The following is a 20,320-nucleotide window of genomic DNA, read 5'->3' as shown; positions in this document are numbered from 1 at the left end:
GCGGTCAGGGCTGCACCACCGTGACCGCTTCCGGCACCGCGCGGCCGACACCGCGGATCTGCGGCCGGTACATGTCCTCGACCTGCGGCGGCGGCACCACGTAGGTGCCCGGGGTCACCGCGCGGACGATGTAGTACAGGCGCGCCTTCTGGCCCGCGTACAGGTGCAGCGCGGCGACGTAACGGTCGTCGCGGTACTCCTCGTGCTTGATCCAGGCCTCGCCGCTGCGGTCGCTGAGGGTGACGCCGTCGATCGTGACGCTGGCCCACTGCTCGGGATCGGCGAGATTGAGGTTCTCCGCCTCCAGGCCGGCCGGCAGCAGGTCGACGACCAGCGCGTCCGGCATCGCCTCGCGCGACTGGATCGAAACGGCGGCGACCAGCACCTGGCCTTCCCGCAGCGGTCCCGGCTTCCACGGCGTGCCGTCCGGGTTGTACCAGGTACGGCTGACGGCGATCTGCGAGTCGTCGGGCTTCGGCGCCTCGCGCGGCACGCCGGCCACGTCGATGCTGGCGAACAGCTGGCGGTCGGCGCCCGAGCTGAAGCGGATGCCGGCGGCGAGATCGCCGTAACCGAGGTCGCGGCTGAACACGCGGCGGCCGTCGATCGCGTCGGTGGCGCCGCCGTCGCGCAGTTCGCCGCGCACGACCGCGTCACCGCCTTCCAGCAGCGCCCGGCCCAGCCGCGCGATCGCGATCTGCTCCTGCGTGCTGTACCAGACCCAGCGCCCGGCATTGCGCGCCTGCAGCGAACGCGACAGCGCCAGCAGGCGGTCCTCGTAGCCCTGCGGACGGCGCCCGTCCTCGGCCAGCAACGCCAGCAGCAGCGCTTCGTCGCGGATGTCCGAACCATAGTCGCCGAGCCAGCGCGGGCGCTTGCCGGCCATCGCCAGCGCTTCCGCGATCGCCCGGTCGCCGCGGCCGGTGTCTCCCTGCTTCGCCAGCGCCAGCCCCAGGTGCATCAGCGGCAGCGGACTGAGCGACTTGCCGCGCTCGTTGTCGTACAGCGCGCGCAGCGTGCCCAGCGGCGCCCGCCCGACCTGCGCCAGCACGTAGCCGGCATGGGCCTGGTAGGCGAAACGCAGGTGGTCGGCCTGGTCGTATTCGTAGAAGCGGGAGCCGCCGGTGAGCATGTCCTCGCCGAGGCGCGCGAGGGTCTTGTCGAGCATCGCCTCCGGCACCGCGAAGCCGGCGTCGCGCGCCTTCAGCAGGAACTCGGCGATGTACGGCGACAGGATCGGCACGTTGCTGCCGTTGCCCCACATCGTGAAGTGGCCGTTGCCGCCCTGCAGCGCCGCCAGCCGGCTGAAGGCGCTCTCCAGGCGTTTGCGCCGCTCCTCGGCGTCGAGGCCGCCGAAGCCCATGCGCGCGGCAGTGTCGGTATCGAGCAGCAGGGCCGCGTAACCGCGCGTGGTGGTCTGCTCGACGCAGCCGTAGGGATAGGCCAGCAGGTCCTGCAGCGCGCGCGCGAACGGGATCGGCGGGTTCGCGGTCACCGTCAGCCGCGCCGACACGGTGCCCGGCATCAGCCCGGCGGCGACGTCGGTGCCCAGCGCCAGGTTGCCGCCGGCGCTGATCGTGCGCGCCTCGGACCGGACGACGCCGGACCAGGCGGCGCGCACCGGCACGTCGAACTGGCGGTTGACGGTGTGGCCGCCACCTTCGACGCGCAGTCGGATCGTGCCGGTGCCCCAGCCTTCGGTGCCGGACAGCGGATAGGTCAGCGTCGTCTTCGCCTCCGGATCGAGGCGCACGGAACGGCGCTCGCCGGCGATCGCGATCGGGCCGATCGTCTCCAGCGTCACCGCGAACTCGGCAGCGTTGCCGGTGTAGTTCTGCAGGTCGAGCGTGACCGTGCTGCGGTCGCCCGGGGCGAGCGCGCGCGGCGCGCTGACCTCGGCGAGGATCGGCGCGCGCAGCACGCTCTCGGTGCTGCCCTGGCCGTACTGCTCGTCGGTCCATACCAGGGCCGAGACGCGCAGCGTGCCGTTGAAGTCCGGCACCATCACCTCGACCGTCGCATTGCCCTGGGCGTCGAGCACGACCGGACCGGAGAACAGGTCGACGGTCAGCACCCGCGCGGTCGGCCGCCGCGCCTGCGGCAGCGGTCCCAGCGCCATGTCACCGCCGAAGCGCAGGCGCGCGGTCTCGCCCTCGAAGCTTTCGATGACGCGGCCGTACAGGTCGTAGGCATCGATGCCCAGGCGCCGCTGCGCGAAGAAATGCGCGGCGGCGTCGGGCACGCCGAAGCGGGTGATGTTGAGGATGCCGACGTCCACCGCCGACACCGTCGCCCAGGCCTTCCTGCCGGCCAGGGCCGGGGCGCGGATCGTCACCGGCAGCGCCTGTTCCGGCCGCGTCTGCGCCGGCGCCTCGACGGTGACCGGCACCGTGCGGTCACGGCGGTCCATCGGCACGTGCACGACGCCGACCGCGCGCGCCGGCGTGGTCTTCTCCAGCGCCGAGCCGCCACGCAGCACCAGCGCGGTGATGTAGACGTCGTGGCGCTCCCAGTCGGCGGTGACCGGGATCTCGTAGGTTTCGCCCGGCTTGGCGGCCAGCGGCTGCACGTGCAGCAGGCGGTCCGATTCGACGATCAGCAGGCCTTCGCCCGGCTGCGGCGGCGTCACCGTGACGCGCAGGGTGTCGCCGGTGCGGTAGCCGGTGGCGTCGAGCGCCAGCTTGACCTTGTCGGGGCGGGCATCGAGGCCGCGGTTCTGGTTGTTCCAGCTCCAGCCGGCGACGAACGGCAGCCGCGTCAGCACGCCGGTTTCGACGTCGGTGACCTCGAGCCGGTACTCACCCCACTCCACCGGGAAGTCGACGCGCACGTCGCCGTCCGCGCGCACCTGCACGTCGCGGGTTTCGACGGTCTCGTAGCGGGCGGTGTAGTCGTAGCCCCAGCCGCCGTGGCTGTCCTGGACCCAGTGGTAGAGGCGGTGTTCGCGCACCAGCGCGACCTTCAGCGCGCCGGCGCGGCGCTGGCCGGCGGCGTCGCTGCGCAGCAGCTCGAAGCCGGCATTGCCCTGTGCCGGCGAACCTTCGACCGGATCGAACAGCGGGCGCACGCCGGCCAGTACCGGCGCCGGCCACACGGTCCGGCGCACCGTGCGGGTGACCGGGCGGCCGCCGCTCTCGTAGACGCTGCCGCTGACCACGACCGCCACCGGCGCCTTCGCCGCGGCGACTTCCTCCGGCAGGGCGACATCGGACTGCAGCCTGCCCTCGTCGTCGAGTGCCTCGTCGATCGCGTCGACCGGCTCCTTCGGCAGCGTCACCAGCGGGTCGCCGAAATGATGGTCCGGGAAGGCCGCGACCGGATGCGAGTCCGGCACCACCGCGACGCGGGCGGTGAAGCGGTTGCCGGCCGCCGGCGCGCCGTAGAGGTAGGCGGCCTCGACCTGCAGCGGCAGCGCCTGGCCGGGCGTCAGCGTCGCGGCGCCGCTGTCGAGCGTCAGCTTCATGCGCTCGGGCAGGAATTCCTCGATGCGCAGGGTCATGCCCTGCACCACCTCGCCGGCGCCCGGGCGGGTGCGGAACTCGACCGCCCAGCGGCCGGTCGGCACATCGGCCGGCAGCGTGTGCGTCCACTGGAAGTAGCCGCCTTCGCCCACGGTGAGCTGGGTTTCCAGGTACACCTTGCCGTCGGGCTGCTTCAGGCTCAGGAACAGCGGCTGCGGCTCGACCGCGCGGCCGTCGTGATCGCGCATCAGCGCCGACACCCGCAGCGTCTCGCCCGGCCGGTAGAGATCGCGGCCGGACCAGGCGAACACGTCGAACCAGGCTTGCCCGCGGCCGGCGACCGCGAACTCGGACAGGTCCAGCGCCGGCTGGTTGAACGGCAGCATCGACACGTCGTTGCCGCTGCGCGCGACCAGCACGTGGCTGCCGTCGAGCTTGTAGGCCACCAGCGCATTGCCGGTGGCATCGGTGCGCGCGCGCGCGACCACTTCGCCCTTGCGGTCGAGCACCTGCAGCTCGACGTCGCCGAGCGCCTTGCCGGTCTTCAGCGAGGCCGCGTGCACGAGCACGCTGTCGCCGTACACCCGCACGTGCACGCCGATGTCGCTGACGAAGAAGATCGCGGTCTGGTAGTCGTCCTGGAAACCGCCGACGCGGCGCATCAGCGCGAAGTACAGGCCCGGCGTCTGCAGCTCGGCGATGTTCTGCACCGGCAGGTGGGTCAGCTGGCGCTCGTTCTGGCCGCCGCCGAGCACGAAGCGGTTGAGGTAGACCGAATCGGCGACGCTGGTGATGGCCTTGCGGTCCTCCCAGCGCGACTCGTCGAGTTCCCAGCTGCCGCGACGGCCGCCGCGCTGGTAACCGACGAAGAAGTTGGCGACCTCGGCGTCGCGCACGCGCAGGAATTCGACGTCGACCTCGGGCACGTTCACCGACACCACCGGCAGGCCGCGCGTTTCCCGCGCCGGCAGCACGCTGCCCTGCGAGGCGAAGGCGACCGACGGTTCGATCGCACCGACCTGCACGCGCCGCGTCTCGTCGCGGCCGAGGGTGGAGCCGTCGGCGGCGGCGAGACCGGCGCGCAGCAGCACGTCGTATTCGCGGCTCGCCTCGATGTACGGGAAGCGCAGGCGGGTGCCGTCGTCCTCGTCGAGCACCCAGCTGCCTTCGATCGGGGCGCCGTCGGTGCCGGTCACGACCAGCAGTTCGTCGAAGGCCTGGCTCGACGCCAGCGGCATCGAGAACTCCAGTTCGATCGCCGCCGTGCCGCCGCGGCTGCGCCCCGCGGAAACCAGCGCGAAACCCTCGACCTGCGGCCGCGCGTCGACCGGCGCGGTGCCGCCCTGCAGTTCCGGAATCCGGTTCGCCTCCTGCTTGCAGCCGGCGGCCAGCGCCAGCAGCAGGACCACGAAGAAGACCGCGACGACGCGGCGCGAATGACGCAGCAGGATCGACATGACGACACTCCCCGGAGATGCGCGAAGTATAGGAGCACGCCGCCGCTGCCGCGCCGCCACGCAATGGCGACGGTCGGGCGGTCAGCGGCGTTCGCGGGGAAATTCGGTGGCGGTTCGCGGGCAGCGCGCGGATGCGCCGCCGCGGTTCAGTCGGCGCTCGCCGCGCCTTCCGGCCCGTCGCTGCCCTCGCCTGCCGGCGGTACCGGCACCGGCACCGGCAGCACGGTGCCGCCGGCGACCGGCAGCTTCGCCGCCTGCGCGGTGGCCGCCGCGACCTTGTCGATCGGGATCATCCGCAGTCCCTGCTCCGCGAGATCCAGGCCCATGCCGGTGCCCGCGCCGGTGCGCATCAGCGCCGCGAAGTCGATGTCGGCATAACCGACCGGGCGGCCGTCGTGGGCGAAGCCGAGCCCCGGCATCGCGTCGACCATCAGCCGCCGCGTCGGCGTCCGCGTCTCGCCGCGCACCAGGCCGGGCTGGATCATGATGCCGCCGCCCCATTCGTCGGACGCGCGCATCAGGGTGAAGAACACCGAACCCGGCGCCACCGGGGCGCCCTGGCCCAGGTCGACGTGCGGCAAGCCGCGCGGCGGCTCGCGCAGGCGCAGCCAGGCCAGGCCGAGTTCGGCGTCGCGGGTCACCAGGTCGGCCGGCAGCCAGTCCTCGCTATCGGCCAGGCGCACGCGGAACTCGCTGGAGTTGGCGACCGGCGCCGTCTGCCCCGCTGGCACCAGGCCGAAGGCGGAGAAGTCGACGCTGACCGCGCGCGCCGGCAGCAGCAGCAGGCCATCGGGCGAGACGATCACGGCCTGGGTGCGGTCCTCGACCCGCTGTTCGTTGCCGGCATTGGTCACCGACATCACGAACTTCACCGTCACCACCGCACCGGCATGGCGCACGCTGAGGTCGCGGTAGATGCCCTGGTAATCGTCGAAGACCTCGTCCGGCACCGCCGCCGGCACGGGCGCGGCCGGCAGCGCCAGCAGCAGGGCGAGGAAGAGCGGGCGCATGCGCATCAGGGGGCCTCCGTGAGCCAGTAACGTTCGAGGTAGAGGACGCGGGTTTCCTGGCCGCGGATCACCTGCAGCGGGATGACGCTGCCGTTGCCTTCCGCGAGCGCGGCGTCGACCGCCGCCACCAGGCTGTCGAGATCGCGCACCACACGGCCGCCGACGGCGACGATCACGTCGCCGCCGGCCAGGTGCGCCAGCCCGGCCGGGCCGCCGGGCTCGACACCGTCGACGACGACGCCGGCCTGGTCGGCCGGCAGGCGGCGCGCCGCGCGATCGTAGAAGCCGAGCTCGCGCAGCTGCGCGCGCAGCCTGCCCAGCGCCAGGGTGCGCAGGCCGGAGGTGTTCACCGGCGATTCCCCGAGGGTCGCCGCAAAGCGCTGCGGCTGGCCGTCGCGCAGCGCCGCGAACTCGACCTGCGCGCCGATCGCCTGGTCGCGCACGCGCTGGTGGAAGGCGTCGGCGGAGGTCTCGTTGGGCACCGTCAGCGGCTCGCCGTCGAGCGCGGTCAGCAGGTCGCCGACGCGGGCACCGGCGGCCGCCAGCGGGCTGCCGGGGTACAGCCGGGTGATGCGGAAGCCGGCGCCGGGCAGCTTCAGTTCGCGCGCCAGCGAGGCGGTGACCGGCTGCACCTCGACACCGGCCCAGGCCTTGGCGATCTCCGGCGACGGCGTGCGCACGCGGTCGCCCCAGACCGGGCGCAGCAGCGCCAGCCGGCGTTCGGAATCCCGCTGGAACTCGAGCACCAACGCGCGGTTGTCGCCGCGCGCGGCCTCGGCGGCGGCCTGCAGCTCGGCCACCGACGCGACCTCGCGGCCGTCGACGCGGCGGATCAGGTCGCCGGCGGCCAGCGCCGGGCGGGCGATCGCCGCCGGCCCGCCCGGGCGCACGCCGGTCACCAGCAGGCCTTTATCGGCATCGAGGCCGCGGCGGCGACCCATCGCCTCGGTGAGTTCCGACAGCGACACGCCGAAGGGCGCGAAGGCGCTGTCGCGGCCACGGTCGCGCGGTTGCGGCCGCGCACGCAGGCGCAGCTCGAGGCGGCGGCCGTCGCGATCGATGCCGAGCACGACGTCGCGCGCCGGCGGCAATTCGGCGATGCGCCGCTGCAGCGCCGGCACGTCGACCGGCTGCGGCGCGCTGACGGCGGCGCCGTCGAGGCTCAGGATGCGGTCGCCGGCGCGCAGGCCAGCGGCCTCGGCGACCGAGCCGCGCTCGATCGCGTTCACCAGCACGCCCTCGCGCTGGCCGGTGCCCTTCAGCGAACGCAGACGGAAACCGAGGGTCGTGCGCCGCACTTCGCCGCTGGCGATCAGCGTGCGCACGACTTCGGCGGCATCCGGACCGGGAATCGCGAACGCCAGGTCGCCGCCGAAGATCATGCCGCGGGTGTTGACGCCGACGATGCGGCCGTCGAGGTCGACCAGCGGCCCGCCGGAATTGCCGGGGGCGATCGCGGCGTCGTGCTGGATCCAGGCGTAGTAGCGGCCGGTCGGCTCGTCGGTGCCGAGGCGGTCCTCGTAATCGGCTTCGTCGTCGAACAGCGACACCAGCAGGCGGCGCGGGTTGTTGACGACGCCGGCACTCATCGAGTTCGACAGCCCCCACGGGGCGCCCATCGCCAGTACGGTCTCGCCGGGCTGCAGGTCCAGCGTCGTCGCGAACTCGGCGTGGGCGAAGGTCTCGGACGTCGGCGGCAGCGCCTGCAGCACCGCGAGGTCGGACAGGGTGTCGGTGCCGACCAGCTTCGCCGGCAGTTCGCGGCCGTCGGCGAACACGACGCGGAAGCTGCGGCCGTTGCGGGTCACGTGCGCATTGGTGGCGATGTGGCCCTGCGGGCTGATCACCGTGCCGCTGCCGCTGGAGACGCTGAGCACCGAATCGCCCTGCTGGTAGTCCTCGCGCACCGTGAGGATGCTGACGACGACAGGCAGCACGCGGTCGCGGGCGGCGGCGATGCGCTCGGCGACCGCCTGCGGCGTCGTCGCCGGTGGCAGCGCGCCGGCCGCCGGGTTCGGGTCGGGCGCCGCCGCCAACGCGGTGGCGGCCAGCAGCGGCGCGAGGATCGCGGTCAGCCAGGCCGCGGCTTTCGGGATCGGGTTCGGGAGCGTCGGGGTCTTCATCGTGGCCTTAGGGTACAGGCCCGGGGGGAAGGTTCCCGTGGTCCGGCGCGCGGAGTTCGTAGTTCCTACGAGGTACGAGGTAGGGAAAGGCGGCGCCACTCGCCCTTCTCCCTGACTACCTCGTACGAACTATGACTGGGCTCCGCCCTCGCCGGGCTGCGTCTCCACCGCCGCGTCCTCGTCCAGCGAAGGCAGCTCGTCGACGCGCTCGACCGCGATCAGCTTCTCGTCGGTGGCGACGCGCATCAGGGTCACGCCCTGGGTATTGCGGCCGACCTGCGAGACCTCGGCGGCGCGCGTGCGCACCAGCGTGCCCTGGTCGGAGATCAGCAGGATCTCGTGGCGCTCGGTCAGCTGGATCGCGCCGACCAGCTCGCCATTGCGCTCGCTGGTCTGCAGCGCGATCACGCCCTGGGTGCCGCGGCCCTTCTTCGGGTATTCGGACACCGGCGTGCGCTTGCCGTAGCCGTTGGCGCTGGCGGTCAGGATGTCGCCGTCGCCATCGACGACGATCATGCTGACGACCTTCGCCGCATTGCCCTCGCCGTCCTCGCGCAGGCGCATGCCGCGCACGCCGGTGGCGGTGCGGCCCATCGGCCGTACCTCGCCCTCGTCGAAGCGCACGGCCTTGCCGTTGCTGGCGAACAGCATCACGTCGGAATTCCCGTCGGTCAGCTGCACGTCGACGAGGCCGTCGCCCTCGTCGAGGTTGATCGCCCAGATGCCGGTCGAACGCGGCCGCGAGTAGTCGCTGAGCGGGGTCTTCTTGACGGTGCCGTCGCGGGTCGCGAAGAACACGAAGTGCTGGTCGTCGAACTCGCGCACCGGCAGCACCGCCTGCACCTTCTCGCCTTCCTGCAGCGGGATCCAGTTGACGATCGGGCGGCCGCGCGAGTTCGGGCCGGCCTCCGGCAGCTGGTAGACCTTCAGCCAGAACACCCGGCCGGTGCTGGTGAAGGTCAGCAGGGTGTCGTGCGTGTTGACCACCCACAAGCGGTCGATGAAGTCCTCTTCCTTCACCGCCGTCGCCGAGCGGCCCTTGCCGCCGCGCTTCTGCGCGCGGTAGGTCGTCAGCGGCTGGCGCTTGGCGTAGCCGGCGTGCGACAGCGTCACCACCACGTCCTCCGACGCGATGAGGTCGAGCACGTCGAGGTCCTCCTCGCTCGGTCGGATCTCGGTGCGGCGCGGGTCGGCGTATTCGGCGCGCAGGTTGCGCAGCTCGTCGCGGATCACCTCGAGCAGGCGCTCGGGGTTCTCGAGGATTTCGATCAGGCCGCGGATGGTCTCCAGCAGCTGCCGGTATTCGTCGGTCAGCTTCTCCTGCTCCAGGCCGGTCAGGCGGTGCAGGCGCATGTCGAGGATCTGCTGCGCCTGGATCTCGGTGAGCTGGTAACCGTCGGCGAGCAGGCCGACGCCCGGCGGCAGGTCCTCCGGCCGCGAGGCTTCCGCGCCGGCGGCCTCCAGCAGCGCGCCGACCAGGCCCGGCTGCCAGACGCGGGCGAGCATGCGCTCCTTCGCGACCGCCGGGTTCTCCGAGGTCTTGATGAGCTCGATCATCTCGTCGATGTTCGCCAGCGCGACGGTCAGGCCTTCGAGCACATGGGCGCGGGCACGGGCCTTGCGCAGCTCGAAGATCGTGCGGCGGGTCACCACCTCGCGGCGGTGGCGCACGAAGGCCTCGAGCATCTGCTTGAGGTTCAGCGTCTGCGGGCGGCCGTCGACCAGCGCCACCATGTTGATGCCGAACACCGATTCCATCGGCGTCTGCAGGTAGAGGTTGTTGAGCACGACTTCGGCCGACTCGCCGCGCTTGACCTCGATGTAGATGCGCATGCCGTCCTTGTCGGACTCGTCGCGCAGCTCGGAGATGCCCTCGAGCTTCTTCTCCTTCACCAGCTCGGCGATCTTCTCGATCAGTCGGGCCTTGTTGACCTGGTAGGGGATCTCGGTGACGACGATCGCCTCGCGGCCGTTGTCGTCGTTGACCTCGATCTCGGCCCTGGCGCGCACGCGCAGGCGGCCGCGGCCGGTGTGGTAGGCGGCGTGGATGCCGGCGGCGCCGTTGATGATGCCGGCGGTCGGGAAATCCGGGCCCGGAATGTGCTGCATCAGGTCGCCGACGGTGGCGTTCGGATCGTCGATCAGGGCGATGACCGCATCGATGACCTCGCCGAGGTTGTGCGGCGGGATGTTGGTGGCCATGCCGACCGCGATGCCGGCCGAGCCGTTGACGAGCAGGTTCGGGAAGCGCGCCGGCAGCACCGTCGGCTCCTGTTCCTTCTCGTCGTAGTTGGGCTGGAAATCGACCGTTTCCTTGTCGATGTCGGCCATCAGCTCGTGCGCGAGCCGCGACATGCGCGCCTCGGTGTAACGCATCGCCGCCGGGCTGTCGCCGTCGACCGAACCGAAGTTGCCCTGGCCGTCGACCAGCAGGTAGCGCAGCGAGAACGGCTGCGCCATGCGCACCAGCGTGTCGTACACCGACTGGTCGCCGTGCGGGTGGTACTTACCGATGACGTCACCGACGATACGCGCCGACTTGTAGTACGGCTTGTTGGCGTGGGCACCGAGTTCGCCCATCGCGAACAGCACGCGGCGGTGCACCGGTTTCAGGCCGTCGCGGACATCCGGGAGGGCGCGACCGACGATCACGCTCATCGCGTAATCGAGGTAGCTGCGCCGCATCTCGTCTTCGAGGTTTACCGGGATGATTTCCTTCGCGTTCTCGGTCATTCGTGGTCGCTTCCGGGGGCCGCGTACGGCCATTGGCACAAGCCGCCGATGTTACCATGCCGACCCTGCCCAAGACCTTGTTTTTCCTGCCCAAGTGAGCAAAACGCCGGCTTCCGGGACACGCCCCGGCATGTGGCTGCTGTGGCTGGCGCTGGCGCTGCTGGCGCTGAAGGCGGCGACCCTCGCGGTGGACCCGCAGCTGCGCCTGTTCATGGGCGACTCGGCCAGCTACCTGCACGCCGCCACGACCGGCTGGATCCCGGAGGACCGCTCCTGGACCTACGGGCGCCTGCTCGGGCGCCTCGCCCTTCCGTTCGCAAGCGCGTGGGCCGTGCTGGCGCTGCAGTCGGCGATGGGCGTGGCGAGCGCGCTGCTGCTGTTCGTGCTGCTGCACCGGAAACTGCAGGTCGGGCGGCGGCTCGCGGCCGCCGCGGCGCTGCTGCTGGCACTGGAGCCGGCGCAGCTGCTCTACGAGCGGATGCTGATGGCGGAAGCCGCCGGCGGCCTGATGCTGGCGCTGCACGTCGTGTGCTGGGCGCAGTGGCTGCGCGCGCGCCACTGGCGCTGGCTGTTCGCCGCGGCGGTGGCCGGCGTGGCCGCGGTGAGCTTCCGCTTCAGCCTGCTGCCGGTGGTGCTGGGGCTGGCGGTGCTGTTGCCGGCGTGGGTGTTCGCGCGCGCCGGAGGCGCCCGGCTCTCACGACTGGGCGGCTTCGCGCTGGCGCTGGCGATCCCGGCCATGCTGCTGGCCGCCTACGCCGCCGAATACGGTCGCCGCGTCGACGGCCCGCCGAGCCTGATGCCGGCGGGCGGCATGATGCGGCTGGGCGTGGTCGCGCCGCTGGTGCGCGCCGAACATTTCGCCGGCACCGATGCCGACGGCGCCGCGGTGCTCGCCGACGTGTCGCTGCCGCTGGACGATCCGGGGGCCCGCGAAGGCCACGTCTGGAGCCCGCAGGGCCTGTTCGCGGCGATCGGCCGCCACAGCCGCGACGCGCAGGCGACCGCCGGCATCGTGGCCGGACGCGCGCTGCGCGAGGATCCGCTCGCCCTGCTGGCGCTGGCACGCCACAACGCCGCCGGCTACTACGACCCGGCGACCCGCGCCCACCGCGTCGACGACGACCTCGGCATCCGCGGCCCGGACCTGCGCACGATCGACGTCGCCCGCGCCCGCCTCGGCGTCGACCTCGAAGGCGTCGAGCAGCGCGCGAGCGCCGCGACGCGCTGGTTCCGCGCCGGGGTGCCGGTGCTGGCGGCGCTGCTGTGGGCGCTGCCGCTGCTGGTGCTCGCGGCGTTCGTCGTGGTCGCCCGCCGCGACGGCGACGGCCCGCGCACCCGGATCGTCGCCCTGCTCGCCCTCGCCAGCCTCGGCCTGATCGCCTCGATGCTGCTGTTCGCGCACGCGCCGGTGCTGCGCTACCTGCACCCGCTGCCGTGGTTCGCGCTCGCGGCCGGCGCGTTGCTGGTCGACGCGCTCGTGCGATCCCGCGCCGCCGGCGCCGGCAGCGCCAGGTAGGCCAGCAGCTTCTGCTCGCGACGGCCGCGGGTGACGGTATCGAGGATCAGGCCGGCCGTCAGCGACACCGCGGCGACGATCGCCAGCCCCGTCGACAGCACCGCGGTCGGCAGCCGCGGCACCAGGCCGGTGTCGAGATACGTGAACAGCAGCGGCAGCGCCAGCAGCACCGACACGAGCGCCAGCACCAGCGCGCTGCCGCCGTAGAAGCGCAGCGGATGTTCGGCGACGTAGAGCCGGCCGATCGTCGCCAGTACGCGCAGCCCGTCGCGGTACGTGTTGAGCTTGCTGTGCGAGCCCGGCGGGCGTTCGCCGTAGGGCGTCGCGACCTCGGCGATCGGCATGTGCATGCCGAGCGTGTGGACGGTGAGCTCGGCCTCGATGCCGAAACCCGCCGACAGCACCGGGAAGGACTTCACGCAGCGCCGCGACAGTGCCCGGTAGCCGCTGAGGATGTCGCTGCAGCCGCGCCCGAACAGGCGCGCCAGCACCGCCGAGAACATCCGGTTGCCGAACACATGACCGGGCCGGTAGGCGGATTCGCCGGTGGCCCGGCGCACGCCGACGGCCATGTCGGCGCCGGCGGCGACGCAGGCGACCAGATCGCCGGCGGAAGCGGCGTCATAGGTGTCGTCGCCGTCGACCATCACGTAGATGTCGGCCTCGACGTCGGCGAACGCACGCCGCATCACCTCCGACTTGCCCTGGCGGACGACCGCGTGCACCTCGGCGCCGGCCTCGCGCGCCCGCGCCGCGGTGTCGTCGCCGGAGTTGTTGTCGAACACGTGGATCGCCGCGTCCGGCAATGCCTCGCGGAAATCGCGCACGACCTTGGCGATCGTCAGGCCCTCGTTGTAGCAGGGCACCAGCACCGCCACCCGCGGGCTCATGCGCCACCCTCGGCGAACAGCGCCCGCATGCCCTGCACGGTCGGCCGTTCGACGACGCCGCGTTCGGTCACGATCGCATCGATCAGTTCCGCCGGCGTCACGTCGAAGACCGGGTTCCAGGCCTCGACGCCCTCGGCGACGGTGCGCTGGCCCGAAACCGCCAGCAGCTCGGCGGGGTCGCGCATCTCGATCTCGATGTCCTCGCCGCGGGCGGTGTCCATGTCGACCGTCGACGACGGCGCCACGACCATGAACTTCAGCCCGTGGTGGCGGGCGGCGATCGCGTGCGAATAGGTGCCGATCTTGTTGGCGGTGTCGCCGTTGGCGCAGATGCGGTCGGCGCCGACGATCACCCACTGCACCGCACCGGTCTTCATCAGGTGGGCGGCGGCGGCATCGGCGACCAGGGTCGCCGGGATGCCGTCCTGCAGCAGCTCCCACACGGTCAGCCGCGCCCCCTGCAGCCACGGCCGGGTCTCGCTGGCGAACACGCGCGCGATGCGGTCGCCGGCGACGCCGGCGCGGATCACCCCGAGCGCGGTGCCGAAGCCGGCCGTGGCCAGCGAGCCGGTATTGCAATGGGTCAGCACGCCGCTGCCCGGCGCGATCAGGGCGGCGCCGAGCGCGCCCATGTGCCGGTTGGCGGCCAGGTCCTCGGCCTCGATCGAACGCGCCTGTCCGGCGAGCACGTTCAGCCAGTCGCTGCCGCTGGCCAGCAGCGTGCGCCGCACGCGCGCCAGCGCCCACATCAGGTTCACCGCGGTCGGCCGCGCCGCCTGCAGCCGGCCCAGGGCCGGTGTCATCAGCTCGAGCGCCTGGGCGCCGTCGGCGGCCTGCACCGCCTGCCCCGCCAGCACCGCGCCCCAGGCCGCGGCGATGCCGATCGCCGGCGCCCCGCGCACCACCAGGTCGCGGATCGCGGTGGCGACGGCGTCGCTGTCGGCGCACTGCACGTACTCGACCACCGCCGGCAGCCGCCGCTGGTCGAGCAGCGCGAGGTGGTCGCCTTCCCAGCGGATGGGGCGGATGCGGTCGTAGCGGTCGAAGTCCATGGGGTGGGAACTAAGAAGTGAGAAGTAAGAAGTAAGAATTAGGAAGTAGGAAGTGCGAGGTAGGAGGTGGAGGTGGAGGCAGTAGAGCGGGGACGCGGGAGTTTGGGCGCGTCGCCGCGATCCGGCAACGATTGGATTGCCCGACAGCTTCACTACCTCTTATCTCCTACCCCTGACTCTTGAGTCGGGGCGAGGATTAGCGGGGAAATCCGGCCGCGATTATCCTCGGCCGATGTCGACGCCCGCCCCCGCCTCCATCGAGCCCCTGCTCCACGCCGCCTGCGTCAAGGCCGGCGCCGCCGCGGCACTGCAGGTGGTACTGGCGCGGTTGCCGATGCTGACGCCACTGGTGCCGGCCACGCTGCGCGATGCCGGCGAGCGGCGCAGCGTGGTGGCGACGCGGCGGCGCCTGGTGCAGGCGATCTACCGGCGGCACGGGCTGAAGCCGGCGAGCTGGGAGGTCGAGGCGATCCTCGGCGTCGCCAGCGCCCAGACCAGCCTGACCCCGCTGGCGACCCGGGAAGGCCTGGCGATGGTGCTGCGGCAGTGGCTGCCCGCCGGCCTGGACAAGCCGCTGCTGCGCTGGACGCCACTGGCGCCGCTGCTCACCGAAACGATTTCCGCGGTCGCCCAGACCTGGGCGGCCGGCCGCTACGCCGACAGCGTCTGCCGGGTGCGCCGCCTCGGCAGCGACTGGCTGCCGGCGCCGCTGGCGGAGGCGCTGCGGATGGCGCCCTCGACCCTGGAAGCCTGGAGCGGCGAGGCGCTGGCACTGGCGATGCCGCCGCTGCGCTTCGCCGGGGCGTTGCGTCGGCAGATCCTCGACCTCGCCGGCACCGCCGGCCAGAGCGCGGCGGCGCGGGCGATCGATGCGGCCCGCAACGCCAGCCGCACCGCCGCGGGGCTGGCGGGCGCCTTCAGCGAAGGTCTGGCCACGCCGACCGGCGGAAAGAGGCCGCCGCGCCGCGAGGCGACGAAGAAGACGACGAAGACGAAGACGAAGACGACGAAGACGACGGCGAAGGTGAAGGCGTCGAAGACTGCTGCGCGACGCGACGCGGCGCCAGCATCGTCCTGGCCCGGAAATGCGTCGGGGCCCGGAAATGCGGACGGCCCGGCGAATCGCCGGGCCGTCCCGAAGCGTAGCCGTCGACCGGCTCAGTAATAGACGACGAAGTCCGCCTCGCAGCCGCGGTCGACCCACAGACGGTCGTAGCGCCAGCCCCAGTTGCGTCCTTCATGGCAGTCGGTGCGGCTGATCTGCCGGCGGATCTCCACGTGGCGGGCACGCACCGGCATGCTGCACTCGCGGTGACGGAAGTCGTCGGACTTGCAGTGCACGACGGTCGAGCGGCCGCCGCGGTCGTAGCCGCGGTCCGGACCGCGGCCGCGGCCGATCACCTCGAACTGCGCATCGCAGCCCCCGTCGACCCAGATGCCGCCGCGGTCGGTGCCCCAGCTGCGGCCACGCACGCAGGGCGCGCGCGAAATCTGCTGCACCAGACGCACTTCGCCGTCGACGGACACGCTGCAGTGCTTGTAGCGGTAATCCTCGGACTTGCAGCGCAGGGACTGCGTGCGGCGGTCGCCGCGGTAGCCGTCGCGGTCGCCGTAGTACTGGGCGGAGGCCTGCAGCGGCATCGCCGCGGTGAGCACGAGGGTGATGAGGGCGAGGAAGGTTTTCATCGTGGCACTCCCTTCTGTCGGATCGGTGACGGGGCTGTCACCCGACGTGAAGGCTCGCGCCGGGTGGATGAATCATGGGTCAACGCCGGTCGGGGTGACATACCCGCGTTCAGGCCCGGTCGAAGGGAAACGCGACGACGTCGGCGATCCGGTCGGTGCCGCACAGCGCCATCATCAGCCGGTCGATGCCGAGCGCGACACCCGCGCAATCCGGCAGTTTCGGCAGTGCGGCGAGCAGGCGCTCGTCGACCGGTGGCAGCGCGGCATTGCGCTCGCGGCGGCGCTGCAGATCGGCTTCGAAGCGCTCGCGCTGCTCGTCGGCCCCGTTCAGTTCGTGGTAACCGTTCGCCACTTCCAGCGGCCCCAGATAGGCCTCGAAGCGCTCGGCGACCGGCACCTTGCCCGGGCGGATGCGCGCCAGCGCGCACTGGCTCCGCGGGTAGTCGTAGACCAAAAGGATCCGCGACGGCGGAATCGTCGGCTGGATCAAGTGGGTCATCAGCAGGTCCAGCCAGTCGTCGCGGCTCAGCCCGGCCGGGTCGATGTCGTAGACGCCGAGCGGCGCCCGCAGCTCCTCTTCCGGTGCCGTCATCGGGTCGAAACCGAACTTGTCCTGGTAGAGCTGGCGGAAGCTGTAATCGCGCACGCTGGCGCGGCGACCGGCCAGACCCATCGCCGCCTTCAGCAGCTCGGCGGTCTCGTCCATCAGCTTCTGGTGGTCCCAGCCGACCCGGTACCACTCGAGCATCGTGAACTCGGGATTGTGCCGGCGACCGGCCTCGCCGTTGCGGAACACCCGCCCGAGTTCGTAGCAGTCGCCGACGCCGGCGGCCAGCAGGCGCTTGAGCGGGAACTCCGGCGAGGTGCGCAGCCAGCGCCGGCTCGCGCCGGCGGTCTTCGGGCCGTCGAAGTCGAGCGCGAAGCTCTCGATGTTGCGGTCGGTGTTGCCGGCCGCCGACAGCACCGGCGTCTCGACCTCGAGGACGCCGCGTTCGGCGAAGAATTTGCGGATCAGTGCATACAGGTCGGCGCGCAGCTTCAGCGCCTTCAGGTTCGCCGTCGGTTTCCAGTCTTTCATTCAGCCATTGTGCGCCCGCGACTTCTGGCGCGGAAGGAGCGTGCGGCGACGCTGCGGCGTCGTCACCCGGCCACGACCCCGGAATCCGCGCGCCACGTCGACGCGGCCGTGATGCCGGGGGGTGGGGAAATCGGGCATGATTCGGCCGTTGCGCGCGCCCGGAATGCGCGGATGGAGAGCGGGATGTTCGAGGGAATGAGCGAGACGGCGATGCTGCGGATCATGATCGGTGCCGCCGGCCTGGTGCTGATCGCCGCGATCTGGTTCGCGAGCCGCCGCAAACCCGCCCAGGGCCGCCGCCACGGCAGCAGCAGCAAGACCGCCGAACTACCGAACCGCCGCCAGGAACCGACCCTGCGCGAGATCCTCGAGGCCGACGCCGGCAGCGGCGATCCGGCGGCGGCCGGCATCGAGCAGACGGAACTGGAGATGCTCGAGGCCACGCTCGCCGGCGAGCCGGTGCCCGACCGCAAGCCGGCGCCGGCGCCGCTGCCCGGCGCCCGCCCGCACGACAACTTCGACAAGGTCGTGACCCTGCTGCTCGCCGCCCGCGCCGGGCAGATGCTGCACGGCCCCGACCTCGTGGTCGCCGCCGAGAAGGCCGGCCTGATCTACGGCCACATGAACATCTTCCACCGCCTGGTCGACAACCATCCCGAGCAGGGGCCGGTGTTCTCGGTCGCCAACCTGGTCAAGCCGGGGTCGTTCGACATGGCCAACATCCAGGAACTGCGCACGCCGGGGATCAGCTTCTTCATGGCCCTGCCCGGCCCGCTGCCGGCCCTCGACGCCTGGGAAGCGATGCTGCCGACCGCGCAGCGCATGGCCGAGCTGCTCGATGCCGTGCTGCTCGACGACGAGCGCAATGCGCTCGGTCGCCAGCGCATCGCCCACATCCGCGAGGAACTGCGGCACTACGACCGCAAGCAGCAGAAGTGGGACCTGCGAACGACGCGCTGAGCCCGGCGCCGAGGATCCGATGAGCGACACCGCCCGCCGCGCCGCCGAACTGCGGCGCCAGATCGCCGATGCCGACCACCGCTACCACGTGCTCGACGACCCGGCGATCCCGGACGCCGAGTACGACGCGCTGGTGCGCGAGCTGCGCGCGATCGAGGAAGCGCGGCCCGAGCTGGCGGTCGAGGATTCGCCGACCCGGCGGGTCGGCGGCAAGCCACTGGCGGCATTCGCGCCGGTGGTGCATGCGCTGCCGATGCTGTCGCTCAACAATGCCTTCAGCGACGAAGAAGTGGCGGACTTCGTCGAGCGCATCGTCCGCGAGACCGGCGATGCCGCACCGGAGTTCTCGGTCGAACCCAAGCTCGATGGCCTGGCGATCAGCCTGCGCTACGAGCACGGCGTGTTCGTGCGCGGGGCGACGCGCGGCGACGGCGCGACCGGCGAGGACGTCACCGCCAACCTGCGCACGATCCGCGCGATTCCCCTGCGCCTTCGCCCCGACCCCTTCGCCGCCCCCCCTGTAGGAGCGCCTTCAGGCGCGATGCCTTCCGCGGAACCCACGGGGAAGGGGATCGCGGCTGAAGCCGCTCCTACGGGGAGAGATCAGGGGATCGCGGCTGAAGCCGCTCCTACAGTGGGGGGCGATGGGGTTTTCCCGGCGGTTCTGGAGGTGCGCGGCGAGGTCTACATGCCGCGCGCCGGCTTCCTGGCCTACAACGAACGCATGCTCGCGACCGGCGGCAAGCCGCTGGCGAATCCGCGCAACGGCGCCGCCGGCTCGCTGCGCCAGCTCGACCCGAACCTGACCGCCCAGCGACCGCTGGCCTTCTTCGCCTACGGCCTCGGCGTCGTCGAGGGCTGGACGCCGCCGCCGCGGCATTCGGCGATGCTGCAAGCGCTGAAGACGGCCGGCTTCCCGGTGTCGCCGGAAGTGGACAGCGCCCGCGGCACCGACGGCCTGCTCGACTACTTCCGCCGCATCGGCGAGCGCCGCAACGCCCTGCCCTACGACATCGACGGCGTCGTCTACAAGCTCGACCGCGCCGAACAGCAGCAGGCGATGGGTTTCCAGTCGCGGGCGCCGCGCTGGGCGATCGCGCACAAGTTCCCGGCGCAGGAACAGCTGACCACGGTCGAGGCGATCGAAGTCCAGGTCGGCCGCACCGGCGCGCTGACCCCGGTGGCGCGGCTGGCGCCGGTGCAGGTCGCCGGCGTCACCGTGACCAACGCGACGCTGCACAACGCCGACCAGATCGCGCGCCTTGACGTCCGCGTCGGCGACACCGTGATCGTACGCCGCGCCGGCGACGTGATTCCGGAAGTCGTGCGCGTGCTGCCCGAGCGCCGTCCGCTCGACGCGCACGGCAAGGCCCTGCACGGACCCTACGAATTCCCGATGAACTGCCCCGCCTGCGGCTCGCACGTGGAGGCGGTGAAGAAGGTCGCCAGCCTGACCAAGTCGCGCGGCGTGGAGTACGCGGAAGGCGCGGCGATCGTCTGCACCGGCGGCCTGTTCTGCCCGGCGCAGCGCAAGCAGGCGCTGATCCACTTCGCGTCGCGCCGGGCGATGGACATCGAAGGCCTCGGCGAGCGCTTCATCGAGGCGCTGGTCGACTTCGGCCATGTCGAGACCGTCGCCGACCTCTACCGGCTGACGCTCGACGACTTCCTCGAGATGAAGCGCCGCGCCGACGAACGCGACGGCACCGTCCCCGAAACCGTCAAGTCCGGCAAGGTCGCGACGAAATGGGCGGAGAACCTCGTCGCCGCGATCGAAGCCAGCAAGGCGACGACGCTCGAACGCCTGCTGTTCGCGCTCGGCATCCGCAACACCGGCGAAGGCACCGCGAAGACGCTGGCGAAACACTTCGGCGCCCTGGACCCGATCATGGACGCCGACGCGGCCACGCTGACCGCCGTGCCCGACATCGGCCCGATCGTCGCCGACAGCCTGATCGGCTTCTTCGCCGAGCCGCACAACCGCGAGGTCATCGCCGCGCTGCGCGCCGCCGGCGTGCACTGGCCCGAACCCGGCCCGCAGCGCGCGACCGAAGGCCCGCTCGCCGGCCAGACCGTCGTCCTCACCGGCGCGCTGGCGTCGATGAGCCGCGACGAGGCCGGCGCGAAGCTCGAAGCCCTCGGCGCGAAGCTCTCCGGCAGCGTGTCGAAGAAGACCAGCTTCGTGGTGGCCGGCGAGGCCGCGGGCTCGAAGCTCGCGAAAGCCGAGTCGCTCGGCGTCGATGTGTGGGACGAAGCCCGCCTCCTCGCGTTCCTCGCCGGACATCGACCCTGATCGGGATCGGCCGGCCGTGTCCGGTATCGCGAGCTTCAGCCTTGGCCACCTCGGTCGGAAA

The 20,320-nt window shown here is 72.0% G+C and carries 12 protein-coding genes; 4 read left to right on the top strand and 8 right to left on the bottom strand.

All coding sequences use genetic code 11. The annotated features are described in order from the left end of the window. Positions 1-4: 4 nt before the first annotated feature. The 4 genes from K311_RS0101330 to gyrA all read right to left on the bottom strand — a co-directional run bounded on the left by K311_RS0101330 (position 5) and on the right by gyrA (position 10,784). A complete protein-coding gene (locus tag K311_RS0101330; protein ID WP_043797188.1) occupies positions 5-4,918 on the bottom strand; it encodes an alpha-2-macroglobulin family protein in 4,914 nt (1,637 codons plus the stop codon). A gap of 146 nt (positions 4,919-5,064) precedes the next feature. Further along, positions 5,065-5,934: a serine protease gene (locus tag K311_RS0101325; RefSeq protein ID WP_026815817.1), complete on the bottom strand. Its 870-nt coding sequence runs from the start codon at positions 5,932-5,934 to the stop codon at positions 5,065-5,067. Continuing rightward, positions 5,934-8,051, bottom strand: a complete 2,118-nt coding sequence (locus tag K311_RS0101320) for a PDZ domain-containing protein (protein ID WP_026815816.1) — start codon at positions 8,049-8,051, stop codon at positions 5,934-5,936. The genes K311_RS0101325 and K311_RS0101320 overlap by 1 nt, the downstream gene beginning before the upstream one ends. A gap of 129 nt (positions 8,052-8,180) precedes the next feature. Then, entirely contained in the window at positions 8,181-10,784 is a 2,604-nt protein-coding gene (gene gyrA, locus K311_RS0101315; protein WP_026815815.1) for a DNA gyrase subunit A, read from the bottom strand. A 130-nt stretch (positions 10,785-10,914) separates the two neighbouring features. Between gyrA and K311_RS0101310 the strand changes: the two genes are divergently transcribed. Further along, positions 10,915-12,300, top strand: coding sequence for a hypothetical protein (locus K311_RS0101310; RefSeq protein WP_026815814.1), 1,386 nt, complete (start codon positions 10,915-10,917; stop codon positions 12,298-12,300). Here the strand turns inward: K311_RS0101310 and K311_RS14735 are convergent. Next, positions 12,201-13,190 (bottom strand): glycosyltransferase family 2 protein, encoded by a 990-nt coding sequence (locus K311_RS14735; protein WP_051239359.1) that lies wholly within the window; start codon positions 13,188-13,190, stop codon positions 12,201-12,203. The two genes, K311_RS0101310 and K311_RS14735, sit on opposite strands and share 100 nt — an antisense overlap. Continuing rightward, positions 13,187-14,242, bottom strand: coding sequence for an S-methyl-5-thioribose-1-phosphate isomerase (gene mtnA, locus K311_RS0101300; RefSeq protein WP_026815813.1), 1,056 nt, complete (start codon positions 14,240-14,242; stop codon positions 13,187-13,189). Before mtnA ends, K311_RS14735 begins: the two co-directional genes overlap by 4 nt. Before the next feature lie 232 nt (positions 14,243-14,474). Here mtnA and K311_RS0101295 point away from each other — a divergent pair, with 232 nt between their 5' ends. Then, positions 14,475-15,407, top strand: a complete 933-nt coding sequence (locus tag K311_RS0101295; protein WP_026815812.1) for a hypothetical protein — start codon at positions 14,475-14,477, stop codon at positions 15,405-15,407. On the opposite strand, the gene K311_RS14730 is transcribed toward K311_RS0101295, so the two are convergent. Then, positions 15,401-15,928, bottom strand: coding sequence for a DUF3011 domain-containing protein (locus K311_RS14730; RefSeq protein WP_051239358.1), 528 nt, complete (start codon positions 15,926-15,928; stop codon positions 15,401-15,403). The genes K311_RS0101295 and K311_RS14730 overlap by 7 nt on opposite strands. A gap of 109 nt (positions 15,929-16,037) precedes the next feature. Continuing rightward, entirely contained in the window at positions 16,038-17,006 is a 969-nt protein-coding gene (gene epmA / locus K311_RS0101285; RefSeq protein ID WP_026815811.1) for an EF-P lysine aminoacylase EpmA, read from the bottom strand. Between the two features lie 195 nt (positions 17,007-17,201). Here epmA and zipA point away from each other — a divergent pair, with 195 nt between their 5' ends. Both zipA and ligA read left to right on the top strand, forming a co-directional pair. After that, positions 17,202-17,966 carry a cell division protein ZipA gene (zipA, locus tag K311_RS0101280; protein WP_026815810.1) on the top strand — a complete coding sequence of 255 codons (765 nt, stop codon included), beginning with the start codon at positions 17,202-17,204 and terminating at the stop codon, positions 17,964-17,966. Between the two features lie 19 nt (positions 17,967-17,985). Continuing rightward, positions 17,986-20,259, top strand: a complete 2,274-nt coding sequence (gene ligA, locus K311_RS14725; RefSeq protein ID WP_043797186.1) for an NAD-dependent DNA ligase LigA — start codon at positions 17,986-17,988, stop codon at positions 20,257-20,259. Positions 20,260-20,320 lie beyond the last annotated feature (61 nt).

Source organism: Arenimonas composti TR7-09 = DSM 18010 (assembly GCF_000426365.1).
In the GTDB taxonomy this organism is placed as follows: domain Bacteria; phylum Pseudomonadota; class Gammaproteobacteria; order Xanthomonadales; family Xanthomonadaceae; genus Arenimonas; species Arenimonas composti.
Note: the sequence above shows the minus strand (reverse complement) of the source record. Positions and strands in the feature narration are given on the sequence as shown.

Coding starts and splice junctions, on each gene's coding strand:
- K311_RS0101330 (WP_043797188.1), bottom strand. CDS start 4,918: ATGTCGATCCTGCTGCGTCATTCGCGCCGCGTCGTCGCGGTCTTCTTC.
- K311_RS0101325 (WP_026815817.1), bottom strand. CDS start 5,934: ATGCGCATGCGCCCGCTCTTCCTCGCCCTGCTGCTGGCGCTGCCGGCC.
- K311_RS0101320 (WP_026815816.1), bottom strand. CDS start 8,051: ATGAAGACCCCGACGCTCCCGAACCCGATCCCGAAAGCCGCGGCCTGG.
- gyrA (WP_026815815.1), bottom strand. CDS start 10,784: ATGACCGAGAACGCGAAGGAAATCATCCCGGTAAACCTCGAAGACGAG.
- K311_RS0101310 (WP_026815814.1), top strand. CDS start 10,915: ATGTGGCTGCTGTGGCTGGCGCTGGCGCTGCTGGCGCTGAAGGCGGCG.
- K311_RS14735 (WP_051239359.1), bottom strand. CDS start 13,190: ATGAGCCCGCGGGTGGCGGTGCTGGTGCCCTGCTACAACGAGGGCCTG.
- mtnA (WP_026815813.1), bottom strand. CDS start 14,242: ATGGACTTCGACCGCTACGACCGCATCCGCCCCATCCGCTGGGAAGGC.
- K311_RS0101295 (WP_026815812.1), top strand. CDS start 14,475: ATGTCGACGCCCGCCCCCGCCTCCATCGAGCCCCTGCTCCACGCCGCC.
- K311_RS14730 (WP_051239358.1), bottom strand. CDS start 15,928: ATGAAAACCTTCCTCGCCCTCATCACCCTCGTGCTCACCGCGGCGATG.
- epmA (WP_026815811.1), bottom strand. CDS start 17,006: ATGAAAGACTGGAAACCGACGGCGAACCTGAAGGCGCTGAAGCTGCGC.
- zipA (WP_026815810.1), top strand. CDS start 17,202: ATGAGCGAGACGGCGATGCTGCGGATCATGATCGGTGCCGCCGGCCTG.
- ligA (WP_043797186.1), top strand. CDS start 17,986: ATGAGCGACACCGCCCGCCGCGCCGCCGAACTGCGGCGCCAGATCGCC.